Origin of the sequence: Saccharomonospora amisosensis, from assembly GCF_011761185.1 — a bacterium.
Taxonomy (GTDB): Bacteria; Actinomycetota; Actinomycetes; order Mycobacteriales; family Pseudonocardiaceae; genus Saccharomonospora_A; species Saccharomonospora_A amisosensis.
On sequence record NZ_JAAOYM010000001.1, the window covers coordinates 2,370,794 to 2,393,409 of the forward strand.

Annotated in this window: 23 protein-coding genes; 13 read left to right on the forward strand and 10 right to left on the reverse strand. The window is 68.6% G+C overall.

Translation table 11 applies throughout. The features are described 5' to 3' along the window. The first annotated feature begins 87 nt into the window (after positions 1–87). Positions 88–1,368, forward strand: a complete 1,281-nt coding sequence (locus FHU38_RS11585) for a choice-of-anchor B family protein (RefSeq protein ID WP_167170063.1) — start codon at positions 88–90, stop codon at positions 1,366–1,368. 80 nt (positions 1,369–1,448) lie between these two features. On the opposite strand, the gene FHU38_RS11590 is transcribed toward FHU38_RS11585, so the two are convergent. Continuing rightward, on the reverse strand, positions 1,449–2,120 hold the full coding sequence (locus FHU38_RS11590) for an AMIN-like domain-containing (lipo)protein (RefSeq protein WP_167170066.1): 672 nt from the start codon (positions 2,118–2,120) through the stop codon (positions 1,449–1,451). Between the two features lie 172 nt (positions 2,121–2,292). Here FHU38_RS11590 and FHU38_RS11595 point away from each other — a divergent pair, with 172 nt between their 5' ends. Beyond that, complete coding sequence (locus FHU38_RS11595) at positions 2,293–3,558, forward strand: M14 family metallopeptidase (RefSeq protein ID WP_167170069.1); 1,266 nt, start codon at positions 2,293–2,295, stop codon at positions 3,556–3,558. Between the two features lie 6 nt (positions 3,559–3,564). Here the strand turns inward: FHU38_RS11595 and FHU38_RS11600 are convergent, their stop codons facing one another. Beyond that, positions 3,565–3,900, reverse strand: a complete 336-nt coding sequence (locus FHU38_RS11600; protein ID WP_167170072.1) for a helix-turn-helix transcriptional regulator — start codon at positions 3,898–3,900, stop codon at positions 3,565–3,567. 215 nt (positions 3,901–4,115) lie between these two features. Here FHU38_RS11600 and FHU38_RS11605 point away from each other — a divergent pair, with 215 nt between their 5' ends. Genes FHU38_RS11605 through FHU38_RS11615 form a run of 3 tightly spaced genes read left to right on the forward strand, consistent with a single transcriptional unit; the run spans position 4,116 to position 8,095 of the window. Further along, positions 4,116–5,069, forward strand: a complete 954-nt coding sequence (locus FHU38_RS11605; protein ID WP_167170075.1) for a TerC family protein — start codon at positions 4,116–4,118, stop codon at positions 5,067–5,069. A gap of 28 nt (positions 5,070–5,097) precedes the next feature. Further along, on the forward strand, positions 5,098–6,618 hold the full coding sequence (locus FHU38_RS11610) for an HNH endonuclease signature motif containing protein (protein WP_167170078.1): 1,521 nt from the start codon (positions 5,098–5,100) through the stop codon (positions 6,616–6,618). After that, a complete protein-coding gene (locus FHU38_RS11615) occupies positions 6,605–8,095 on the forward strand; it encodes a serine hydrolase domain-containing protein (protein WP_208415639.1) in 1,491 nt (496 codons plus the stop codon). The genes FHU38_RS11610 and FHU38_RS11615 overlap by 14 nt, the downstream gene beginning before the upstream one ends. On the opposite strand, the gene FHU38_RS11620 is transcribed toward FHU38_RS11615, so the two are convergent. Together FHU38_RS11620 and FHU38_RS11625 are read right to left on the reverse strand one after the other, a co-directional pair. Then, positions 8,061–8,750 (reverse strand): permease prefix domain 1-containing protein, encoded by a 690-nt coding sequence (locus FHU38_RS11620; RefSeq protein WP_167170084.1) that lies wholly within the window; start codon positions 8,748–8,750, stop codon positions 8,061–8,063. The genes FHU38_RS11615 and FHU38_RS11620 overlap by 35 nt on opposite strands. After that, positions 8,747–9,070: a PadR family transcriptional regulator gene (locus tag FHU38_RS11625; RefSeq protein ID WP_167170088.1), complete on the reverse strand. Its 324-nt coding sequence runs from the start codon at positions 9,068–9,070 to the stop codon at positions 8,747–8,749. Before FHU38_RS11625 ends, FHU38_RS11620 begins: the two co-directional genes overlap by 4 nt. Before the next feature lie 118 nt (positions 9,071–9,188). On the opposite strand from FHU38_RS11625, the gene FHU38_RS11630 reads away from it, so the two are divergent. The 5 genes from FHU38_RS11630 (at position 9,189) to FHU38_RS11650 (ending at position 13,670) form a co-directional block, all read left to right on the forward strand. Then, positions 9,189–9,614 (forward strand): hypothetical protein, encoded by a 426-nt coding sequence (locus FHU38_RS11630; RefSeq protein WP_167170091.1) that lies wholly within the window; start codon positions 9,189–9,191, stop codon positions 9,612–9,614. Beyond that, a complete protein-coding gene (locus FHU38_RS11635; protein ID WP_167170094.1) occupies positions 9,611–11,158 on the forward strand; it encodes a multicopper oxidase family protein in 1,548 nt (515 codons plus the stop codon). The genes FHU38_RS11630 and FHU38_RS11635 overlap by 4 nt, the downstream gene beginning before the upstream one ends. Positions 11,159–11,400: 242 nt before the next feature. Beyond that, positions 11,401–12,132 (forward strand): class I SAM-dependent methyltransferase, encoded by a 732-nt coding sequence (locus FHU38_RS11640; protein ID WP_167170096.1) that lies wholly within the window; start codon positions 11,401–11,403, stop codon positions 12,130–12,132. 63 nt (positions 12,133–12,195) lie between these two features. Further along, positions 12,196–13,125 carry an AEC family transporter gene (locus FHU38_RS11645; protein WP_167170099.1) on the forward strand — a complete coding sequence of 310 codons (930 nt, stop codon included), beginning with the start codon at positions 12,196–12,198 and terminating at the stop codon, positions 13,123–13,125. Between the two features lie 101 nt (positions 13,126–13,226). Next, positions 13,227–13,670, forward strand: a complete 444-nt coding sequence (locus tag FHU38_RS11650; protein ID WP_167170102.1) for an SRPBCC family protein — start codon at positions 13,227–13,229, stop codon at positions 13,668–13,670. A 9-nt stretch (positions 13,671–13,679) separates the two neighbouring features. Here FHU38_RS11650 and catC read toward each other — a convergent pair whose 3' ends face one another. From catC to FHU38_RS11675, 5 genes are all read right to left on the reverse strand, one after another. Further along, positions 13,680–13,970 (reverse strand): muconolactone Delta-isomerase, encoded by a 291-nt coding sequence (catC, locus tag FHU38_RS11655; RefSeq protein WP_167170105.1) that lies wholly within the window; start codon positions 13,968–13,970, stop codon positions 13,680–13,682. 5 nt (positions 13,971–13,975) lie between these two features. Beyond that, the gene (locus FHU38_RS11660; protein WP_167170108.1) at positions 13,976–15,097 is read right to left on the reverse strand and encodes a muconate/chloromuconate family cycloisomerase; all 1,122 of its coding nucleotides are present in this window, start codon (positions 15,095–15,097) and stop codon (positions 13,976–13,978) included. 79 nt (positions 15,098–15,176) lie between these two features. Next, entirely contained in the window at positions 15,177–16,031 is an 855-nt protein-coding gene (catA, locus tag FHU38_RS11665) for a catechol 1,2-dioxygenase (RefSeq protein ID WP_167170111.1), read from the reverse strand. Next, positions 16,028–17,575 carry a 4-hydroxyphenylacetate 3-hydroxylase family protein gene (locus FHU38_RS11670; RefSeq protein WP_167170114.1) on the reverse strand — a complete coding sequence of 516 codons (1,548 nt, stop codon included), beginning with the start codon at positions 17,573–17,575 and terminating at the stop codon, positions 16,028–16,030. Before FHU38_RS11670 ends, catA begins: the two co-directional genes overlap by 4 nt. Positions 17,576–17,623: 48 nt before the next feature. After that, positions 17,624–18,166, reverse strand: coding sequence for a flavin reductase family protein (locus FHU38_RS11675; RefSeq protein WP_167170116.1), 543 nt, complete (start codon positions 18,164–18,166; stop codon positions 17,624–17,626). A gap of 100 nt (positions 18,167–18,266) precedes the next feature. On the opposite strand from FHU38_RS11675, the gene FHU38_RS11680 reads away from it, so the two are divergent. Then, the gene (locus FHU38_RS11680) at positions 18,267–19,097 is read left to right on the forward strand and encodes an IclR family transcriptional regulator domain-containing protein (RefSeq protein WP_167170119.1); all 831 of its coding nucleotides are present in this window, start codon (positions 18,267–18,269) and stop codon (positions 19,095–19,097) included. A gap of 34 nt (positions 19,098–19,131) precedes the next feature. Here FHU38_RS11680 and FHU38_RS11685 read toward each other — a convergent pair whose 3' ends face one another. Further along, the gene (locus tag FHU38_RS11685) at positions 19,132–20,508 is read right to left on the reverse strand and encodes a cytochrome P450 (protein ID WP_167170122.1); all 1,377 of its coding nucleotides are present in this window, start codon (positions 20,506–20,508) and stop codon (positions 19,132–19,134) included. Between the two features lie 204 nt (positions 20,509–20,712). Here FHU38_RS11685 and FHU38_RS11690 point away from each other — a divergent pair, with 204 nt between their 5' ends. Together FHU38_RS11690 and FHU38_RS11695 are read left to right on the forward strand one after the other, a co-directional pair. Beyond that, complete coding sequence (locus FHU38_RS11690; protein ID WP_167170125.1) at positions 20,713–21,972, forward strand: cytochrome P450; 1,260 nt, start codon at positions 20,713–20,715, stop codon at positions 21,970–21,972. Positions 21,973–22,084: 112 nt separating this feature from the next. Beyond that, the gene (locus tag FHU38_RS11695; protein WP_167170127.1) at positions 22,085–22,591 is read left to right on the forward strand and encodes a hypothetical protein; all 507 of its coding nucleotides are present in this window, start codon (positions 22,085–22,087) and stop codon (positions 22,589–22,591) included. Positions 22,592–22,616: the final 25 nt, after the last annotated feature.

Sequence of the window (22,616 nt, forward strand, 5' to 3'; positions counted from 1 at the left end):
GATTGTGGTGACGCTCGTCACGGGTTTGGGTATCGGGACGCGCGAATTCGGGAGGAACCCGCGAATCGCGGAGAAACCGGAGGAGACATGAGAGCGAAGATCGCTACCGCGACTATCGCGCTGCTGGCGGCGGCGGCCCTCGGGGCGCCATTCGCATGGGCGCACGAGCAGTCGTTCGACGAGGTCGAACCGCCCACACAGGCGGAACGGCAAGCCGAACTTGACGCCGCCCCGCAAGGCCGGGCGAAGTGTGTCAACGGGACGGCGGCCGACACCTACGCCTGCGACGACATCGACATGCTCGACCACCTCTGGCTCGAGGATCTCGGGCTCAGCTTCGCCAACGACATGTGGGGCTGGACCGACCCGTCGACCGGCAAGGACTACGCCATCGTCGGCGGTACCGAGGGAACGGTGTTCGTGGACATCAGCAGGCCCACCGACGCTCGCGTGGTGGGAACGCTGCCGGCTCACGTGCTCGATCCCGACCGTCCCTACTGGCGTGACATCAAGGTGTACGACAACCACGCGTTCGTGGTGTCAGAACAGAAACCGCACGGCATGCAGGTCTTCGACCTGACCCGGCTGCGACACGAGCGGGGTACCTACACCGAAGACGCGCACTACGCCGGATTCGGCAACGCACACAACATCAACATCGACACCGAAGCCGGTGTCGCCTACGCCGTTGGCACCAGCACGTGCGAGGGCGGGTTGCACATGGTGAACATCTCACAGCCGACCGCGCCGGTACCAGCTGGATGCTATTCCGACCACGGCTACATCCACGACACGCAGTGCGTGACCTACGCGGGTCCGGACGAGGACTACGCCGGGCGTGAGATCTGCTTCAACTCCAACGCGGCGGCCGACGGGAACTTCGTGTCCATCGTGGACGTGACCGACAAGGCTGCACCGGTCGCGATCGCGCGGGTATCGTACGCCGACAACGGTTACAGCCACCAGGGCTGGCTCACCCCGGACCAGCGGTACTTCTTGCACGGTGACGAGCTCGACGAGCTCGACCACGGCAACAACACCAGGACCCGGATCTGGGATATGTCCGATCTGGACAATCCGAGGCACATCGGGTCGTTCGACAACGAAACCACCTCGATCGACCACAACATCTACACCGAACGCGGTCTCGCCTACGCGTCCAACTACACCTCGGGCCTTCGCGTCTACCACACCGGCAGGGTGGCTCAGGGTGAACTGAAGGAGGTCGGCTACTTCGACCTGTACCCCGAGAACGACAACGCATCGTTCGAGGGCGGTACGTGGAGCAACTTCCCGTACTTCAAGCGGGACGTGATCGGCGTCAGCAGCATGGATCGCGGGTTGTTCATCCTCAAGTTGCGGAACTGAACCGGACCTGCCCGCGTTACCCGTCGCGCCGCCCGGACCGCTGCCCGGGCGGCGCGACGCTGGCACCGGGCAGGCGCGATTCAGCCGCGCGCGATGTCGATGTAGACGGTGTGCAATCCGTTGGCGCGCTGGAAGTGCCGGACGACGAACCCGTTACGCTCGGCCAGCCCCAGCGCGAGCGAGACGTAGCCCTCGTAGTCGCCGTTGAGGACGTAGGAGACGAGTTCGTCGTAGCCGACCCGCATCGGGTTCACCGGCGGTGAGGTCAGCGTGGACTCACCCTGCTCGTCGTGTGCCTGCGCCGGGTTGAACACCAGTTGCAGGTAGGCGCTGCCGGGAAGGCGTACCCGCTGCCCGGACCCGTCGCGGGTGACAGTGTTCTCGTAACGCGCCCGGTAGCCGGGCATTCCGCGAAAGTCCAGCGCCACCCGGTCGAAGCCGTTGGCCGGATGCGCGCCGACGCGGATGCCCACCAGCGTCGGCGTTGGCGGAACCTTCCCTGTGAACGGTGCGGACACCTCGCGGGTGGACCACTGTGCGGGAGGGGTCGGTACCCGGGGCTGGGCCGGTGGCCTGGTCGTCGATGTCGACGTTGTGGGCGTTGTGGGCGTTGTGGTCGTGGTCGCGGGGACCGTGGCGGATGTGGTCGCGGTGGGAGCAGGCGGTGCGGCCTGTTCAGGGCCGACACATCCGGCGAGTGCCAGTGAGGCCACCGAAAGCACCGAGAGCACAGTGATCATCGTGCGCGTCATGTCGAAGATGATCGAGCCAATGCGGCCGCACCGGTAAGGGCCGCAAAGTCCCCGTCACGGGGGTACAAGGGCCCATGGGGTGGGGGTCCATACCAGTGACGCCGGCAGGTGGGAGGTTTTTCGCGACTTTCGGCGGGTTGTTGTCAGCCGCACACCTGCGCAGCCTGTCACCATGGGGATCACACGCCGGATACTCGTCGCGGCCTCAGGGCTTGTGCTGTTGCTGGCCGCCGCCGCACCGACCAGCGCCGCACCGAAGACGACAGCTACAGCAGCACAGTCGGACGACCGTGCCGTGTACGAGATCGGCGCGGCCACACCCACACAGCGCACCGCGATCGCCGCCACCGGTGTCGATGTGCTCGGCGTGCGCGACGGCACGGTGACGATCGTCGCAGACACCGGGCAGGCCGAGTCGCTGCGCACGCTGGGATTCCAGCCACGACTCACCGCGGACCTCGACGCCTCGCTGGCCGAGCGCAATCCCGCGCCGCGTGCCGCGGCCGACTTCCCCGCGGGCGACGAGGGCTATCACACCTACGCCGAGGTGACCGCGGAGTTGGAGGCGACGCGGAACGAACACCCCGATGTGGCGCGGTTGTCCGGCGTCGGCACCTCCTACGAGGGCCGCGCGCTGCACCTGTTGAAGATCAGCGACAACGTGGCACAGGACGAGGACGAGCCCGAAGTGCTGTTCACCTGCAACCAGCACGCCCGCGAGCACCTGACCACGGAGATGTGCCTGCGGATCGTGCAGCGCTTCACCAACGGATACGGCACCGACGAGACCGTCACCGCCCTGGTGGACTCGCGGGAGATCTACGTGATCCCCAGCGTCAACCCTGATGGCGCCGAGTACGACATCTCCGGAGGTCAGTACCACGGCTGGCGTAAGAACCGGCAGGGCTCGGGCACGGATCTGAACCGCAACTGGGACTACCGGTGGGGCTGCTGTGGCGGTTCCAGTGGTAACCCGGGGTCGGACACCTACCGGGGGCCCTCGCCGTTCTCCGCACCGGAGACCGCCGCCGTCGCCGACTTCGTGAACTCGCGTGTGGTAGGCGGCAGCCAGCAGCTCAAGGCGCACATCGATTTCCACAGTTACTCCGAGCTGGTGCTGTGGCCCTACGGCTACACCTACGCCGACACCGCCGAGGGCATGACCGAGCAGGAGGCGCGGCGCTTCGCCGACCTCGGCAGGCGAATGGCGGCGAGCAACGGGTACAGCCCGCAGCAGTCCAGCGATCTTTACATCACCGACGGTTCGGTGAACGACTGGATGTGGGGGGAGCACAAGATCTGGAGCTACACCTTCGAGATGTATCCGCGAAGTGGTGGCGGGCTCGACGGGTTCTACCCGCCCGACGAGCGGATCGAGCAGGAGACCGCGCGCAACGACGAGGCGGTGGACATCCTGCTGGAGGCGGCGGGCGAGTAGGGGCCCCTACCCGCCCGGTGCCGCGGTGTTACCGGGGCCGAGCGCGGTGATCAGGTCACCGACGCTGTGCTCGGCCTCCAGCGGGTGGCGCAGGTGGCCTTCGGGGTTGACGTGGTAGTGGTTGCGGCGGCCGACCCTGGTGCGTTCCACGTAGCCGCCCTCGATGAGGTCGGCGAGGATCAGTTGTACGGCCCTGGGTGTGATCCCGACCTGTTCGGCGATCGAGGGGATGGTCTGGTGCGGGTCGCGCGACAGGCAGATGAGCACGTGTGCGTGGTTGCTGAGGAACGTCCACGTGCCGTTGGAGCCGCCGCGCCGGGGCGAGGCCGGGGTCCGCGCCATGTGCCAGACGATAGCCGACGGCGGTCTTCGTGGTCGCGAGCGACCCGATTGACAGGCGAACTCGAATTCGTCATTCTGGTGGGGGAGGGGAGTACCCACCCGGCCGGGTCCGTCAGTACGGTCCGCCTCGTCGGCGCCCGGGCTCGGCCGCGTCGCGCATGGCCTCGCCACACCGGCGCGGGGAGACCTCCGGTTCGACAACCGGAGGGACCGTCATGGCTGTCGCCTGGTGGGCATGGGCCGCCGTAATCGGTGTGCTGTTGCTGATGCTGGCCGTCGACCTCTTCGCGCACCGAAAGGCCCATGTCGTGGGCGTGCGGGAGGCCGCGGTGTGGTCGGTGGTGTGGGTCGCGCTCGGCGTCGCGTTCGGCGGGGTCGTGTGGCAGGTCTGGGGTGCGGAGTTCGGCGCGCAGTACTACGCCGGATACGTGATCGAGAAGTCGCTCGCCGTGGACAACGTTTTCGTGTTCGCGATCATCTTCTCCTACTTCGCCGTGCCACGTGAGTACCAGCACCGGGTGCTGTTCTACGGGGTACTCGGCGCACTGGTGTTTCGCGGGGCGTTCATCGCGGCCGGTTCGGTGCTGATCGCGAGCTTCGCCTGGATTCTTTACGTTTTCGGGGCGTTCCTCGTGATAACCGGTGTGCGCATGGCCCGTCACCGGGACGAGACGATCGACCCCCGGCGTAGCGTCGCGCTGCGGATGTTTCGCCGCTTCGTGCCGATCACCGATACCTACGAGGGGCAGCGATTCCTGGTGCGGCGCGCAGGTCGGTGGGCGGCAACGCCGCTGCTCGCCGTGCTGGTGCTGGTGGAGGTCACCGACATCGTGTTCGCCGTGGACTCCATTCCGGCCATCTTCGCGGTCACCCGCGAACCGTTCCTTGTCTTCTCGTCCAACGCCTTCGCGGTGCTGGGATTACGCGCGCTGTACTTCCTGCTCGCCGATCTGATGTACCGCTTCGTGTACCTGAAGCTCGGCTTGGCCGTTGTGCTGGTCTGGGTCGGCGCGAAGCTGTTGCTGCTGGAGGTCTACAAGATCCCGACGACGCTGTCCCTTGCGGTCGTCGGTGCGATTCTGGCGGTGGCGGTGACGGCCAGCTGGCTGCGGACGCGGGGCAGTGCCCCCGAACCGGAGCGCGAGTTCACGCGATCGGGTTCGAACTGATGTTCGAATGAAGTGCCATAATGGAGTCGTGACGGATGGTGAGGCCCTGACCCGGCTGACGGACGCGGAGTTGCTGGCGTTTCTGCGGGAGCGCGAGTCGACTCGGCGTCGCGCCTATGCCGAACAGTTGCGCGCGGTCGCTGAGATCGAGGCCCGGGGCCTGGCCGGTGAACACGGCCATCGGGGTGTCGGTGGGTTGGTTCGCGAGATGTTCGCGCTGAACCCGGCCGACGCGCGCCGGATGGTGGCGCATGCCAGGGCACTGAGTTCCGGTGTCGCCCCGTCCGGGGCGGCGGTGGACGCATCACTGCCGAGGGTGGTCGACGAACTCGCGGCGGGTGCGATCGGTCCGGAACACGTCGAGGCGATCCGGGGGGCGGTGGAAGCGCTGCCGCCCTCGGCGACAGTGCAGGAAAGGGCGGAAGCGGAGCGCATCCTGTGCGAGGCGGCCACGACAACCCGGCCCGGCCTCCTGGCCCGGCTGGGGCGCGAGATCAGCGCGCGGCTCGACCCGGACGGCGACCGCCCCCGCGAGGACCTCCTGGAGAAGCCGATGCGCAGGCTGGAGGTGCGGCAGCGTCCTGACGGTGGGGTGAGTGGCTCGTTCGACCTGGACAGTGAAAGCGGTGCGTTGTTGACGAACTTGCTGTCCCCGTTGGCCGTGCCGCGCACGGACGAGGCCGGGCCGGACACTCGCGGCCGTGCGCGGCGTTACGGCGACGCGCTGGCCGAGGTCGTTCGGCTCGCGGCACGCTCCCCTGAGGCTCCCGGCGAGGCCGGTGAGCCGGTGACGCTGCTCGTGTCCGTCGGCTTGGCCGAGCTGAAGCAGGGTGCCGGGCGTGGCTTGGTGGACGGCTACCTGGAACTGCCCTCGGCGCAGCTCCGCCGGATGGCATGTGACAGCAACGTCGCCCCCGTGGTGCTCGGCACGAAGGGGGAACCACTCGATGTCGGGCGCACCACCCGCACCGTGCCTCGGGCCGTGCGCCGGGCGCTCGTTCTCCGGGACGCAGGTTGCACCTTCCCCACCTGTGACCGCAAGGCCAAATGGTGCCAGGCCCACCACGTCAGGCACTGGATCGACGGCGGGCCGACCTCGCTGGACAACCTGACCCTGCTCTGCGGGCCGCATCATCGCCTGCTGCACCACAGCGACTGGGAAGCACGAATGATCAACGGCCGACCGTGGTACTTCCCGCCGGCTCACGTCGACCCCGGCAGGGCGCCTCGGCGCAACGCACTGCACGCACATCGGGCATCCGTTGGCGGGCGCGCGCCCGCCAACGTTCGATCCCGAAACGAGAACCGACGGTGTGGCCAAGCGAATTCGTGGCGCCCTGGTGCGGAGGCAACCCGCGCGAGACCCGCCGCCACAGAGCCGTGTGGGGCCACGGCATCCGGCGAGGACCGATGGGCACCCGCGGCCGGGGGCGGGACGTTCGACCCACCGGGGGTGGGCCGCCCGCCTCCTCACCGCTGGCTCGCGGCCGGGCAGGCTCAGTCCTATGCCGCAGCCCAACCAAACGGAGCTGACGATGGCGGTCGGTGAGCTGCTGAACCGCAGGCCCACCGTGGGGTTTGCCGTGGGGGTGGTGCGCGACGGCGACCTCGAGTTCTTCCACGGACACGGGACCGCGGACATCGCCTCCGGTGCGCCGATCACCCAGGACACCGTCTTTCGCGTCGCCTCCATCACCAAGACCTTCACCGCCGTCGCGGTGCTGCAGTTGGCCGAGCGAGGGCTGGTCGATCTCGACACGCCCGCCAACGACTACCTGCGCGGATTCCGGCTGGTGTCGCCCTCGTCCGATTGGCCACCCGCCACCGTGCGGCACCTGCTCACCCACACCTCCGGCGTCCCGGAGACGGTGCACGCCTCGCGGTCGCTGAAGTACGTCTTCGGTGAGAGCGTCGCCCTCACCCAGCCGCTTCCCACGCTCGCCGACTACTACCGGGGCGGGCTTCGGCTGGTGGCGCGGCCGGGCAGCGGGTTCACCTACACCGACCACAACTTCGCCACGCTCGGCCAGCTCGTCGAGGACGTCAGCGGGCAACGGCTGGACAGCTACTTTCACGAGCACGTGTTCCAACCGCTCGGCATGACCAGTACCGACCTGCTGCGCTCTGACCGGATTCGACCGCACCTGGCGACGGGGTACACCATCGGCAGGCGCGGCCCGAAGCCCGTCACCGACCGGCAGTGGATCGCCGCCGCCGCCTCGTCGATCTACTCCAGCCCCAGGGACATGGCCCGGTATCTGGCCGCACTGCTCGGCGGCGGCGCGAACCAGCACGGCCGGGTGCTGAGTCCAGTCACGCTTGCGACGATGTTCCAGCCGCAGTACCAGCCCGACCCCCGGATTCCCGGCATGGGACTGGCGTTCTCCCGCTTCGACCTCGGCGGCCACGTAGCTGTGGAGCACGAGGGCATCCTGCCCGGCTTCAATTCCGACATCTTTCTCGCGCCGGACGACGGCGTCGGCGTGCTGGCGTTCACCAATGGGGCACGGCAGGCGATGCTGTGGCTACCCGCCGAGGTGGGACGGCTGCTCGGCGACCTGATCGGTGCGCGCGAAGAACGCGTCCGCACCGACGTCGCGCAGCGCCCGGATCTGTGGGGTGAGCTGTGTGGCCGCTATCCCTTCCCCGCACCACTCACCGACCTGCGGGCGCGATCCATGTTCGGTGCCGGGGCCGAGGTGTTCGTCCGGCGCGGCGCGCTGACTGTGCGGCTGCTCAGCCCCGTTCCTGCCGCCTACCGGGGATTCACGCTGCATCCCGACGACGAGAACGACCCCTACGCCTTCCGTATCGATCTGGAGAACTACGGCATCGGCACCGCGAGGGTGGTCTTCGCGCCCGACCCCGACACGGGGCGAACGGCGTTGTTGTTCGAGCTGTTCCCCACCACGTTGCGCAGGCGGGTCGGCCCGCAGTCACCGGGCGGGCGCGTAGCGCGTGCGCTACGTTCCGCCGCGTTGACCGCTCGTGCTAGGCGATCGAACCAAGCGCCGGGCGGTGGCTGACGCGGCCGAGTGCGAAGCAGCGGCGCACGCTCACCACCACCCAGCCCGCCACGCAGCAGGTGGTGACCAGCACCGCCCACGCGAGCGGAGTGCCGTACGCCTGGCCCGCCGTGGCGTCGCCCAGCAGGTTGAGCAGCAGGCTGCCGGTGCCCGTGCCGACCAGGGTGCACAGCCCGAGTAGCCCGACGGTTCTGGTCACGCGATCGACGGGCACGCCGCGACGCGCGTCCCGGCTGAGCCATATCGCGGCGAGGACGCAACCCAACGCCGAACCCACGGAAAGCACGTCGACCAGGGTCGCCAGCCAGGACACCAGTGGTGCCTGCCGGGCCGTGGTCACCGGGTCAGCCAGCCAGACCGCGTCCCACAGCAGCATCAACCCCGGGAATGCCAGTGCCATCCGCGCGGCCGTGCGCCGCCCGTACCCGGCGGTCAACTCGACCTGCAACTGCCGCGCGACCAGCCGGAGATCACCGAAGTCCGAGAGGGCCCTGCGGCGGGCCTCGTTGTCGTCGAACCCTGCGTCGAGGTAGGCGTCTACGGCATCGTGCAGGCCGTCGGCCACCTCGCGAACCAGGTCCTCACGGGCCCGCCCAGGTCCCCGCAGCGATCCCCGCAGCGTCTCGACAGCCTCGCCGACCGGGCAACCGTTCACGTCACACCTCCCAGCACGCTGCCGACGACTCCACTGAACCTGATCCACTCCGACCGCCGCCGGGCGAGTTCCCGCCTGCCCGCACGACTGAGCGTGTACGTCCTACGCCTTCTCCCGCCGACGGTGCTCCATGACCCGTCGATCCAGCGGGCACGCTCCAGCCTGCGCAGGGCGGGGTACACAGTGCCGGTGGGCAGGTCCAGTGCCGCGCCGCTGCGCCGGTAAAGGGCCTCGATGATTCCGTAACCGTGCAGCGGTCCCTCCTCGAGTACCGCCAGCAGCATGCCGTCGAGGTGCCCTCGGATGGCGTCGGGATTCACAGGTAGAAAGGCTACGTCCAACGACTTCCTTCCGCACGGGAAACCCAGGGAACAGTCCGGGATATCTCAGGGTGATCCCTGAGCCATAGGTAGCGTGCCTACACATAGCCTCGACCGCGTGACAACGACCAGCGAGCCGGCGCGGACCGGCCCACGCCAGACGCTGTGGTTGCTGAGGGGCACGGTCACCCTCGGCGCCGTGGCGGTGCTGGCCCAACCCGTACTCGCGGGCGTGTACCTGACCGGCGAGTTCGACTTCCTCGGTTACCACGGCACCAACGCGACGATCGTGCAATCCCTGTTGCTGCTGCAGGGAGTCGCCGCACTGCTGTACTGGCTCGCCGGTAGCGGCTCCGTGCTGCCGTTGCTGTTCACCACAGCGCAGTTCATCGTGACGGGGCTACAGATCGGTATGGGTTACAGCAGGGCGCTGGCGGTGCACATCCCGCTCGGTGTGCTGGTCGTCATCATCTCGTTGCTGGCCTGCGCATGGGTGTACCGCCCGGCGGCGCGTGACCCACGGTCCTCCAGGAGCATGCGATGAGCCTGTCACGACGGGGTTTTCTGGGGTTGCTCGGTGGAGCCGGTGCGCTGGCGGCAGGCGTGGGGGGCTGCGCCGGGACGGCAGGCCAGACCGCGGAGTTGTTGCGCAGCAGGATCGCGCTGCCGGAGAAGTTCGCGGTCCCGCTGCCCGTTCCGCCGGTGAAGCGACCGGTGCGGTCGACGGCGGGGGAAGACCACTACGAGATCACGCAGCGGGTGAGCGAGGTGGAAATCGTGCCCGGCTACCGGACAGCCATCTTCGGCTACGACGGCAGCTTCCCCGGCCCCACCATCGTCTCGCGGTCCGGGCGCACCACGATCGTGACCCACCGCAACGAACTGCCGGTGCCCACCGTCGTACACCTGCACGGCGGGCACACCCCGGCCGAGCACGACGGCTACCCGGTGGACCTCGTATACCCGGTCGACGACCACGCCCGGCGCGTCCGGCACGGCGGCGCCATGGCGGGGGACAGCGGCCAGGGCAGCCGCACCTACGAGTACCCGCTCGATCAGCCTGCCGCGACACTGTGGTACCACGACCATCGGATGGACTTCACCGCACCGCAGGTGTGGCGCGGACTCGCCGGGTTCCATCTCGTCCACGACGACGTCGGCGACCGGCTCGACCTGCCGCACTCCGAACGCGACATTCCACTGCTGATCTGCGACCGGGCGTTCGCCGAGGACGGCTCACTGCTGTACCCGTCGATCGATCCGAACCTGCGCGACACGCCAGGGGTGCACCACGACCACATGGAGGGAGTGCTCGGAGACGTCGTGCTGGTGAACGGTGCGCCATGGCCCACGCTTGAGGTGGACGCCGCGCGGTACCGGCTGCGGCTGCTGAACGCCTCCAACGCGCGGCGGTACCGGCTGGCCCTGCGTCCCGCCCCGCGTGGTGGCGGCGGGTTCGTGCAGATCGCCTCGGACGCCGGACTGTTGCCGGCGCCGCTGCCGCACGACCGACTCGACATCGCACCGGCGGAACGGTTCGAGGTGGTGGTCGACTTCGCCCGCTACCCGGTGGGCACCGAGGTGGTGCTGACCAACGAACTCGGAGCCGGGCCAACCTCGGAAGTCATGCGATTCGTGGTTTCCCGCAGAGCCGCCGACGACAGTGTGCTCCCGCGCAGGCTCACCGAGATCGAGCCGCTGCGGCCAGGTGCGGCGGCGCCGAGGCGGGAGTGGGTGTTCAGCAGGGGTGACGTCGGCGGCGGTCGCGGTTGGACGATCAATGGCAGGCCGTTCGACCCCGAGCGGATGGATGCCAGGCCCCGACTCGGAAGGGCCGAGGTCTGGCGGCTGTACTCCGACCTGCATCACCCGGTGCACATCCACCTTTCGCCGTTCCAGGTCCTGCGCCGCAACGGCCGACCGCCGGGGCCCTTCGACACAGGCTGGAAGGACACCGTTGACCTACGGCCCGCCGAGTACGTCGATGTCGCGGTGCGGTTCGAGCGCTACCGAGGGACTTACCTGCTGCACTGCCACAACCTCGAACACGAGGACATGGCGATGATGTCGGCGTTCGAGACCAGATAGGGCAGCACGCGACGCGAGCAGCCGTTGGTCGGTCCGTCGGGTGTAGCTTCGGCCGCAGCGGTTACCCGGGAGGGCGATGGACACCCCCCGAAGCGGCCACGGCCGCCGCGTGCTCGTCCCATGAGTGCCGCCGCGGAACTCGGCGAGGACGAGAGGCTCGCCGACATGCTGGGGGCCGGGAATGTTCCCCTCCGCACTGCGGGTGGCCGCGCCTGAGCGTGCCTGCATGCCTATACTGCCGCGTGCCCGACCCGCTCTTCGAAGACCCGAGACTGGCCGCGCTCTACGACGTGCTTGACCCCAATCGGGAAGATCTGGACTGGTACGCGGCGATGACCGCGGAGTTCGGCGCGGGCAGAGTGGTTGACGTCGGTTGCGGGACGGGGACGTTCGCCCTGCTGCTCGCCGAACGTGGGCTCGAGATGACCGCACTTGACCCGGCGGCTGCTTCGCTCGACGTGGCGCGCGACAAGTTGGGTGCCCACAGGGTGCGTTGGATTCACGGTGACGCGACAGCGCTGGGAGCCCTTCGCGGTCCGGGATTCGACCTCGCGACGATGACGGCCAACGTCGCGCAGGCGATCGTCGAGCCGAACGCATGGCAGGCCACGCTTCGTGCGATCCATGGTTCGCTGCGACCAGGAGGCAGGCTGGTGTTCGAGACACGAGATCCGGCCGCTCGGGCGTGGTCGAAGTGGAATCGGGCGGCTTCTCGACGCAGCACCGAGCTACCGGGCGGGGGCACGGTGGACAGTTGGGTGGAGTTGCTCGATGTGAGCCCGCCACTGGTGTCCTTTCGCTGGACGTTCGTGTTCGAACCCGGTTCGCGGGTGCTGACCTCGGACTCCACCCTGCGGTTCCGGGACCGCACCGAAGTGGAGGCCGACCTCGCGGCGGCGGGCTTCAGGGTCGAGCAGGTGCGTGACGCGCCGGACCGGCCGGGAAGCGAACTGGTGTTCGTGGCGTCTCGTTAGCCGGAGCGGGCCGCAGGCATGTGTCGCACGGCACAGCTCTACGGTGTCGCTGGTGACGGTGAAGTGAACGGCGTCGTCGAGGGTTTCCTCGCGATCGGGGTTGTGATCGCGGTCGGCTACCTCGTCGGCAGGCTCGGAGTACTCGGTCCTTCGGCCACGCAGGTGCTGTCGAGGGCGGCCTTCTTCGTGGCCAGCCCCGCGCTGCTGTTCGTGACGCTGTCCAGGGCGGACGTGGCTGCCGTGCTGTCGGGCGACCTCGTGGTCACCGCCGTGACCAGCTCACTGGCGTGCCTGCTCTACGTGCCCGTCGGGCTGCTGCGCAGGCGCCCGCCCGGCGAGGTGACGATCGGTGCGATGGCCAGCGGCTACGTCAACGCGGGCAATCTCGGGCTGCCGGTGGTGACCTACGTGTTCGGCGACGCCACGGTGGTTGCGCCGGTGCTGCTGTTCCAGCTGGCCGTGCTCACCCCGGTGTTCACCACCGTGCTCGACGTACAGTCCGAGCGCGCCACCGGCGCCAGGCCGCCGCTGCTGCGCACACTCACCGCACCCGCCCGCAACCCGCTCGCGCTGGCCACGGCGGCCGGGTTGGTGGTGTCGGCGACCGGGATCGTGGTGCCGGGGCCCGTGCTCGCCCCGGTGGAACTGCTCGCCGATTTCGCGGTGCCGGGGATGCTGCTGGCGTTCGGTATCTCACTGCACGCGGCCGCGCTGCCGGGCAGGCAGCGTGACCTGCGCCCTTCGCTGGCCGCCGTGGTGCTGCTCAAGAACCTCCTACACCCGCTGCTCGCGCTGCTGCTCGGGTTGTGGCTGGGAATGGCGGGTGAGCGCCTGCTCGCTGTGGTGGTGTGCGCGGCGCTGCCCACGGCGCAGAACGTCTTCGGGTACGCGGTGCGCTTCGACCAGGGGGTGAGCCTGGCCCGCGACTCGGCGCTGGCCACCACCGTGCTGAGCCTTCCCATGATGTTCGTGGTGGTGGCGCTGCTCGGCTGAGGCCGGAAAGGGCGGGCCCAACGGCCCTGTGCCCGCCCCGTCCCGGCTCGTAGCGTCGGGCACCGCAGGTCACCCGGCCGACGCGCGAAGGGAACCAGCCGATGGCGACAATCCAGGGCGAGATCTTCATCGACCGGCCACCCGCCGAGGTGTTCGACGTGCTGGCCGACCCTCGAAACGAGCCAAGGTACAACCCCCGGATCGTCGGCGTGGACAAGCTCACCGAGGGACCGGTGGGCGTGGGCAGCCGGTTCGCCAGTACCGCGAGAACGCTGGGACGCGAGGGCACGATGACCGTGCGGCTCACCGGTTACGACCGGCCACGGCTGCTGACCTCGACGATCCACTCGGCGAGCATGGACATCAAGGGAGAGCTGACGCTGCGGCAGGCCCACGGCGGCACGCTGGCACGCTGGCGATGGGACATGCGACCACATGGCCTGCTCGCCATGGCCGGTCCGGTACTCGCCTGCGCCGGGCTGCGCACCGAGCGCAGGGTGTGGCGCGGCCTCAAACGCTACCTCGAGGCCGGAGCCGAACGCTGATTCCGCGAACTATCCGTCCGCTTCGGACAACGAAGAGGGGTGTGTGGTCAGCGCTGTCACGGTGACGGTCATGAACGGAAACAGCGGCAGGCTCCACAGTATCTGGTGCAGTTCGTCGGCGGAGTCCACGTCGAACACACTGATGTTGCTGTACTGCCCGACCACCCGCCACAGGTGCACCCAACTGCCCGCTCGCTGCAACTCCAGCGCGCGGGCCTTCTCCGTGGCGATCAGCTCCGCACGCCGACCCGGGTCGAGGTCGTGGGGGATCGCGACATCCATCCGGACATGGAACAGCACGGTGCTCAGCTCCTCGTGAAGGCCTTGACCGCGGCCGGGTCCAGCTCCACACCCAGGCCGGGCCCATCCGGCAGGTGCAGCTCGCCACGTTCGTACCGCAGTGGCGTGGTGATCAGGTCGGCGTTCATCAGCAACGGCCCGAACAGCTCGCTGCCCCACGTCACGGCGGGCGCCGCGCACGCGAGGTGCAGCGATGCGGCCGTACCGACAGGGCCTTCGATCGAGGTGCCGCCGTGGCAGGGAACTCCGGCCGCGGCGGCGATCTCGGCGATAGCCCTTGTCGCCCGCAGTCCGCCGGACTTCGTGGTTTTCAACGAGAACACGTCGGCGGCGCGCAGCCGGGAAAGCCGCAGCGCGTCTCGAGGCGTGCGCAGGCTCTCGTCCGCCATCACCGGGATCGGCAGCGCGCGGTTGATCTCGGCGAGGGCCTCGATCTCGCCACCGGGAACCGGTTGCTCGACGAGTTCGACCCCCGCCTCGGCCAACCTGGGCAGGTAGGTCAGTGACGTGAGCAGGTCCCAGCGGGCGTTGAGGTCCACCCGCACACCGACGGTGCCCGCGAGTTTCTCCGTGACCGCACGAACCCGCGCGACGTCGTCGGCCGGGTCCTGAGCCCCCATCTTGAGCTTGAAGCTGTGGTTGAGTCCCGCTTCCAGCCTGGACAGTGCCTCCTCCGCGACGGCGGCCGCCGGCTCGGTGCCAAGCGCCCAGGTGACAGGAATCGAGCGCCTGGCGGGGCCGCCGAGCAGGGTGTGCAGCGGTGTGTCCAGGCAGCGCGCCCACGCGTCGTGCAGCGCGACCTCCACGGCGGCCTTGGCGAACAGGTTGGCTGCCACCAGGTCGTCGATCTCGCGCAGGATCGTCGCGATGTCGGACACCTGCCTGCCCACCAGCAGCGGGGCCAGGTAGCGTTCGACGACCAGCCGCATGGTCTCCACCGACTCGCCGCCCCACCACGGGCCCCCTGGCACGACGCCCTCACCGACACCGGTCACTCCGCCCGCCGTGCGGACGAAAACCAGCAGCATCGGCTGCGCGGTCATGCCGGTGCGGGCGAACCGGTGCGGGCGGTGCAGCGGGATGTCGAGCAGCACGGTTTCGACGCGATCGATCTGGGTGTCGCGCAACGGAGTTCCTCTTCAGGTAGGGGGAATGCCGGGGAAGGACTCGGGGCAGCGGGGACGGGCGTCCCCGCTGCCCCTGGCCTCACGAGTCGTGCGGTTCGAGCACGAAGTCGTACTCGGCGCGCAGCTTGCCCTCACCGTCCGGACGCGGGTTCAGCACCAGTTCCGGCTTGGTGGCCTGCGCGACGTCGTCCTCCAGCCACTCGCCGCCCTCGAAGTAGAGCTGGGTGGTGATCTGGCGGTGACCGCTCGCCCGCACGATCAGGTGCAGGTGGGCGGGGCGCCACGGGTGCCAGCCCGCCGCCTCGATGAGCTTTCCGGTAGGGCCGTCGGTCGGGATCTGGTACGGCGCGGGTTTGACGGTGGTCACCTCGAACCGGCCGTCGCCGTCGGCCACGACGACACCGCGCAGGTTGCCCTCCGGCAGGTGCGGGGCGAATCCGGAGTAGTAGCCGTCGTCGTCGGCGTGCCAGATGTCCAGTTCGGCGCCTGGAATCGGGTTGCCTTCCAGGTCGCGAACCTGCCCGGACAGCGCCAGCGGGGTGCCCTTCTCGTCGGGCCGCATCGGCAGTGTCGCCACCGATGGCAGCTTGCGCTGGTCCGGCAGGTAGTACGGGCCGAGGATGCTGCCCTTGGTGCCGTGCTGGCGTTGCGCGGTGACCTCCTCGACGACGTGCTCGACGAACACGTCGAGGAACAGTGGCCACTCACCGCCTTCGCCGACCTCGATCAGCCACTGCTTGGCGGCCTGGAACTCGGCGTAGCTGACCTGCTTGGCGCGAATGGCTTCGTGCACGCCCGCGAGTACCGCCTGCACCACGTCGGCGATCCGCTCGCTGGTCACCTGGCCTTCGCCGTCACCTCGGGCCGTGCGGAACGCCTCTGTGGCCGAGGCTCCGGAAGCGGCGGCTGTGGGGGAGTGTTGTGTGGTCGTCATCGCTTGCTCCCGTTGCTGTTGGGGTTGATCAGGTCGGGGACGGTCCAGCCGTCCAGGTCGTACTCGGACATGCACTGCTCGGCGAAGCCCTTCATGGCATCGGCGGCACCGGACTGCTGCGCCGCGAACAGCAGTTCCGCGCGCACACCCTCGTGGTTGCCCGAGTAGTTGCGTTCGTAGAGTTCGTGCCTGCCACCGAACTCGCTGCCGACCGAGTCCCAGATGAGCTTCATCAGCTTCACCCGCTCGATCGCGTCCATGCCGTTGGAGCCGCGCACGTAGCGATCGAGGTACGGCCGGATCTCGGGGGACCGGAAATCGTCGGCGTGCGAGGGCAGGTAGATGAGGCCGGAACCCAGATCCTGCAGGATGATCTCGCGCACCCGCGGGTAGCCGACCGTCATGAACCAGCGGTAGGCCAGCCCGTAGTCAAGGTGCGGCAGCACCGCGCCGTCGATCCACTCGTCAGGGCTCGCCGCCATGGCGTCGGAGATGGCCCAGAACATGTTGCGCCAACCGATCACCTCGCCGACGCGCGTCTGGATACCCCGGAAGTCCTTGGTGCCGGTGGCTTCCACGCCCTTCATGAGCAGCCCCGCGATGAAGTCCAGCTTCACCGCAAGCCGGGTCACGCCGTGGAAGGTGAACCGGTGCAGGAAGCCGGAACCGGGGAAGAAGGTGCTCGCCTTCTCGGCGTCGCCGTAGATGAAGACGTTCTCCCACGGGATCTTTACCCGGTCCAGGATGAAGATGGTGTCGTTCTCGTCGAAGCGTGACGACAGCGGGTAGTCGAACGGAGTCGACGCGCTCTGGGCGTAGGAATGCCTGCAGATCAGTTTCATCCCCGGTGCTCCCATCGGCACCGTGCACACGAGCGCGAACTCGCGTTTCTTGATGGGAAGGCCGTAGTGGGCGATGAAGTTGTAGTTGGTGATCGCGGAGCCGGTGGCCACCACCTTTGCTCCGGAGACGATGAGGCCGTCGTCGCGTTCCTCCTCGACGTGGATGAAGATGTCCTTCACCTCGTCGGGCGCGCGATCGCGGTCGACAGGAGGGTTGATGATCGCGTGGTTCCAGTAAAGGACCTTCTCCTGCGATTCGGTGTACCAGCGGCGGGCGTTGTCGGCGAAGGGTTCGTAGAACTCGGAGTTGGCGCCCAGCGTGCCGAGGAACGCGGCCTTGTAGTCAGGACTGCGGCCCATCCAGCCGTAGGTCATCCTGGCCCAGTGCGCGATCGCGTCGCGGTCGGCCAGCAGGTCGGCACCGCTGCGTGGGGTTCGGAAGAAGGGGTGCGTGTAGCTGTTGTTGCCGGTGTCGGTCGGTGCTGTGACCACGTGCTGCTGCTCGGGGTCGTGCAACGAGTCGTAGAGGCGGGCGGTCATCCGCACCGAGTTGCGAAACGCCGGGTGGGTGGTGACGTCGTCCACCTTGTCGCCGTAGAGGAAGACCTCGCGACCGTCGCGGAGGCTTTCGACGTACTCCTCGCCGGTCATCGGCCGGGTGGTTCGCGAGCCGGAACTCACCGGCGCCGGTTGTTGCTGCATAACCACAAGGGGTTCCCTTCGTCGTCGTTGACGGGTGGTGTGGGTCGGTCAGGCCGCCGGCGCGGCCGGGAACCAGCCGAGGTCGGGGCAGTCGAGCGAAGCGGCCCAGTGCGAGCCGCTGTGGCGAGCGCCGAGCTGGTGGAACTGCCCCGCGTAGAACAGCAGGGGTTCGGTCTCGGTGGAGGCCAGTTCCACCACCTCGCCGAGGACGATGAGGTGGTCGCCGCCGTCGTAGGTACGCCACGGAACGCAGGAGATGGTCGCCGCGTTCCCGGCGAGCGCGGGCGCGGTGGCGCCCTGTGTCCATTCGGGCACGGTGTCCTTGGGCCTGCCCGCGAAATGCCATGCCAGGTCCAGCTGGTCCGCCGCCAGCACGTTGACAGCGAACGGCGCACCGTGCAGGTAGCCGCAGATCCTGGAGCGGCGGGTGACCGTCACCTGACACAGCGCCGGTTCGAGCGAGACGGCCGTGAACGCGTTCACCGTGGCGCCGTGTGGCTCGCCCCGGTCGTTGGCGCAGGTGACAACCGTGACGCCGGTCGCGAAGCGGCCGAAGGTCTTTCGCAGGTCGAGCTGGTCCAGTGTCCGCATCGACACCTCCTGTACGCTGTGCGTACTATCTGACCGCAATGCGTTCAAGGTCGAGAGTGCCCTCGGCGCGCGGCGGAGTCAAGACCTCGGATAAGGAAAGATGTCGACCATGAGCACGGCAGAGAACTCTCGCGATCTCATCCAGAGCATCGAGCGCGGGTTCGCGGTGTTGCTCGCCTTCGACGCCGACCGGCCGAACCCGACGCTCGCCGAACTGGCGGCCGCGACCGGGCTTTCCCGCCCAGCGGTCCGCCGCATCCTGCTCACGCTGCAGCACCTCGGGTATGTGCACGGCGAATCCGGACGGTGGTCGCTGACTCCCCGCGTGCTCAGCATCGGGCAGCACTACTCGGCATCCCACGCGATGATCGAGACCGCGCAACCGCACCTGCTCCGGCTCGCCGAGCACACCGGTGAATCGGCGTCACTCGCCGCGCTCGACGGCACCGAGGTCGTCTACATCGCCCGCGTACCGGTCCGGCGGATCATGAGCATCAACGTGTCGATCGGTACGCGGGTGCCCGCGCACGCCACTTCGATGGGTCGGGTGCTGCTCGCGTGGGCCCCACGGTCGTGCGTCGACGAGGTGATCGAGGCAGGCTTGCCCCGACTGACCGACCTGACCATCACCGACCCGGTCGAGTTGCGCAGCGCACTGCGGACGGTGCGCGAACAGGGCTACGCGATCGTGTCGGAGGAGCTGGAGGAAGGTCTGGTCTCGGCATCGGCTCCGGTGCGCGACCGCTCCGGAGCCGTGGTGGCGGCACTGGCTTCGTCCAGCTCGATCGGCCGCTCCTCGGTGGACGAACTGCGCAGGCACGTCGTGCCGCTGTTGGTGAGTACCGCCGAGGCGATCAGCGCCGACTACGGGCACCGGCGCGGTACCAAGGCGCGCTCCACCGTCACCGGCGAGCACGAGGGGTTCTTCTGATCCGCGCCTGTGACCCGCGACCGAGCGGGCCGACTCAGCTCCTCGGCAGCAGCCGAATCGGGATCTCACGCTCCGGTCCGAGCGTCACCAGCGGCTTGGGCGCGACCGTGACGTCCTCGGCGAGTGTGACGTCGAAGCGCCGCAGCAGGCCCGCGAGCAGCAGCAGCATCTCGGTCAGCGCGAACTGGTTGCCCACGCACAGATGCGGTCCGGAACCGAACGGGAGGTAGGCGCTGCGGTCGCGCTTGGCCGCCTGCTCGGGAAGGAACCGCTCTGGCCGGAACGCCTCCGGCTCGTCCCAGAACTCCGGGTGTCGGTGCACGTGGTAGGTGCTGAAGAAGATGTCGGTGCCCGCCGGGATGCGGTAGCCACCGATCTCGTCGTCCTCCGCCGTGGACCGCCAGCCCTGCCACTGCTGCGGGTACAGGCGCATCGTCTCGTCGATCACGCAACGGGTGAACACCAGCTTCGTGCAGTCGGCCAGAGTCGGGTCGCGACCCTCCAACTCCCGCGCGAGTTCCTGCTGGACGCGCTTTTGCACGTCGACATGCCTGGCGAGCCGGTACAGCACCCAGGTGAGCACATTGGCGCTGGTCTCGTGTCCAGCGAACAGCATCACGAAGATCTCGTCGCGCAACTGCTCGTCGGACATCCGCTCGCCGGTCTCGTCGTCCCGCGTCTCCATCAGCAGCGACAGCAGGTCGCCTCGGTCCACCGGATCGGCGCGCTGCCGGTCGATGACGTAGGTGATGACGTCGCTGACCTTGCGCAGGCTCGCCCAGAACCTGCGGTGGCTCGCGGTGGGTACGGAAAGCGGGACAAGTGGAAACCGCATGTAGGCGGACAGTTCATGGTCCATCCGATCGACCGCCCGCGCGAAGCGCGCGACACGCTCCTCCTCGTCCAGCGAGAACAGCGCCTTGGCGACGACGCGCAGCGTCAACTGCCGCATCTCCTTGTTGGTTTCGAGGATCTCCCCTTCGGCGGCGAGTCGCTGCCAGCGCTGCAGGGTGTCGCCGATGACGGCGAGCATGTGCTCGCTCATGGCCGCGACCCGCTGGTAGTGGAAGGAGGGCTGCACCAGTCGGCGTTGCCGTCGCCACTGCGGCCCGCCCGAGATCGTGGCCAGCCCGTTGCCGAACATGTTGCGTGCCATCTTGTGCGCGGCGGTGTCGCGAGGATAGTTGCCCGCGCGCTGCTGCAGCACGTGCTTGACGTGGTGCGGGTGGCGCAGCACCACGATTCGCGAGGTGGGCAGCCGGAAGGTCAGTACGTCGCCGTAGGTCTTGATGAGGCCACCGATGTAGTCCAGCGGCGACCGCTGGAAGGCGATGGTGCTGCGGAGCATGCTGATCGGTCCCGGTGGGGTGGAGCGGGACTTCGCCGGACCCGTGGACCCCTTCACGGACATGCGTTCCTGTTCCCTTCTGGCAGGATCGGCCGCCGACGACGCGGATGAACCGTCGGCCTCGCGGCATACTGCCAGAGCGAGTCGATCATGGGTAGCGCTCAACGGGTGCGAAACCGGTTCGCGGAAACTGCCTCGGGAGGTAGGACGCCGACTGCGGTAGCGTCCCGGCAACACACCGTCGCTGATCAGTCTGGGGAGAGCGTCATGACCGAGCGGCAGTACGACGCCGGTGACACGGCCGAGACGGCCGAGGAAGTCGAGCCGATCCGGCTGTCCGGACCGTGGTTGAACGAGGACCCGGCTGAGCTGTACGAACGGATCCGGCGAACATACGGGCCGGTGGCGCCGGTGCTGCTGGAGGGAGACCTTCCCGCGTGGTTCGTCTGCGGCTACGCCGAACTGGAGCGGGTGACCGCCGACTCGCGGTTGTTCGCCCGCGACACCCGGCGCTGGAACGCGTGGGACCGGGTTCCCGACGACTGGTCGCTGCTGGCCTACGTGCTCTACAACACGTCGGTGATGTTCACAGAAGGACCGCTGCACCAGCGTCGTTCGGCCGCCATCAGCGACGCGCTGGCCGATGTGGACCAGTTCGAACTCGTGTCCCTGTGCGAGCGCATCGCGGACCGGCTGATCGACGAGTTCGCGGGCAGCGGCAAGGCCGACCTGATCGGCCAGTACGCCGAGCTGATCCCGTTGAGCGCCGTCGCGGCGATCTACGGCATGCCGGAGACCGAAACCCCAGGACTCGTCCGCGACATCGCCAGCTCCATGGACTCCGGCGGGCCGGAATCCATGGAGGCCTACGACCGGGTGCGGGAGCGGATGCGCCTGCTGGTCGAGACCAAACGCGAGCACCCGGCGCCGGACGTGCCGTCCAGGCTCATCGCGCACCCGGCGGGTCTGGAGGACGAGGAGATCGTGCTCGACCTGCTCGTGCTGCTTTCCACCGCACACCAGCCAACGGCGAACTGGATCGGCAACACGATCCGGTTGTTGCTCACCGACGCCAGGTTCGCGGCCGACCTCGCAGGCGGAAGGGCGAGCGTCGGTCAGGCACTGAACGAGGTGCTGTGGCGCGACACTCCCATGCAGAACTTCATCGGCAGAGTCGCCAGCCGCGACACGATGCTCGGCGGCAGACAATTGCGTGCGGGTGACCTGGTGGTGCTGGGGCTGGCCGCGGCCAACGCCGACCCGGCCGTGCGCACGGCCGGGCGGGACACGGCGGGCAACAGCGCTCACCTTTCGTTCGGCCAGGGTGAACACGGCTGTCCCTACCCGGCTCCTGAACTCGCCGAGGTGATCGCCAGGACCAGCGTCGAGGTGCTGCTCGACCGCCTGCCGGATCTGGCCCTCGCGGTGCCGCCGGATGCGCTGCGGTGGCGCGACTCCGTGCTGCTGCGTGGCCTCACCGGCCTTCCGGTGCACTTCTCGCCGACCTACCCCGTCCGAGGCCACTGAACCCCCGCCCTCGGTCGTGGGGAGCGAACTCACAGCACGCTCACAGGCCATTCTTGTCGCTTCCTCAGCCACGCCACGAAGGATGGTGCTCAGGACAGGAGGAGTAGCACTGATGAGCGACGAAACCAACCCACAGCAGCGATACCCACAGCAGCAATACCCACAGCAGCAATACCCACAGCAGGGCGAGCGGCCGGAGGCTGACCGGCCAGCGCAACCGGGCACACCGACAGCAGCCTCCACAGAAACCCCCACAGAAACCCCCACAGAAAACCCCGCCGCATCCGCCGAGCGGCCCCGGCCTCGGCCGGAAAGCGCCGAGCCCGCCGGCACCACCACACCACGGCCGCGTGGTGGCGGGCTGTCGCGCTCGGTACGCGGGCGCGTGGCGATAGCGGCCGCGGCGGTCGGTTTGCTGCTGGTCGGCGGGTTCGGTGGGTTCGCGCTCGGCAACACCACCGACGGTGACGGCGAACGCGCGGGTGATTTCCCCGGCCACGCTCGCGGCTTCGACGGCGGCCGAGGAGGACCGCCGGGATTCGGTGGTCAGGGAGGCGGCATGTCACCGGAGCGCGGCTACCACCAGGAGGGTGCCGAGGACGGTGCGGCTGGCGGCTGACCGGTGACGCCCGCGGAGGCGGGCG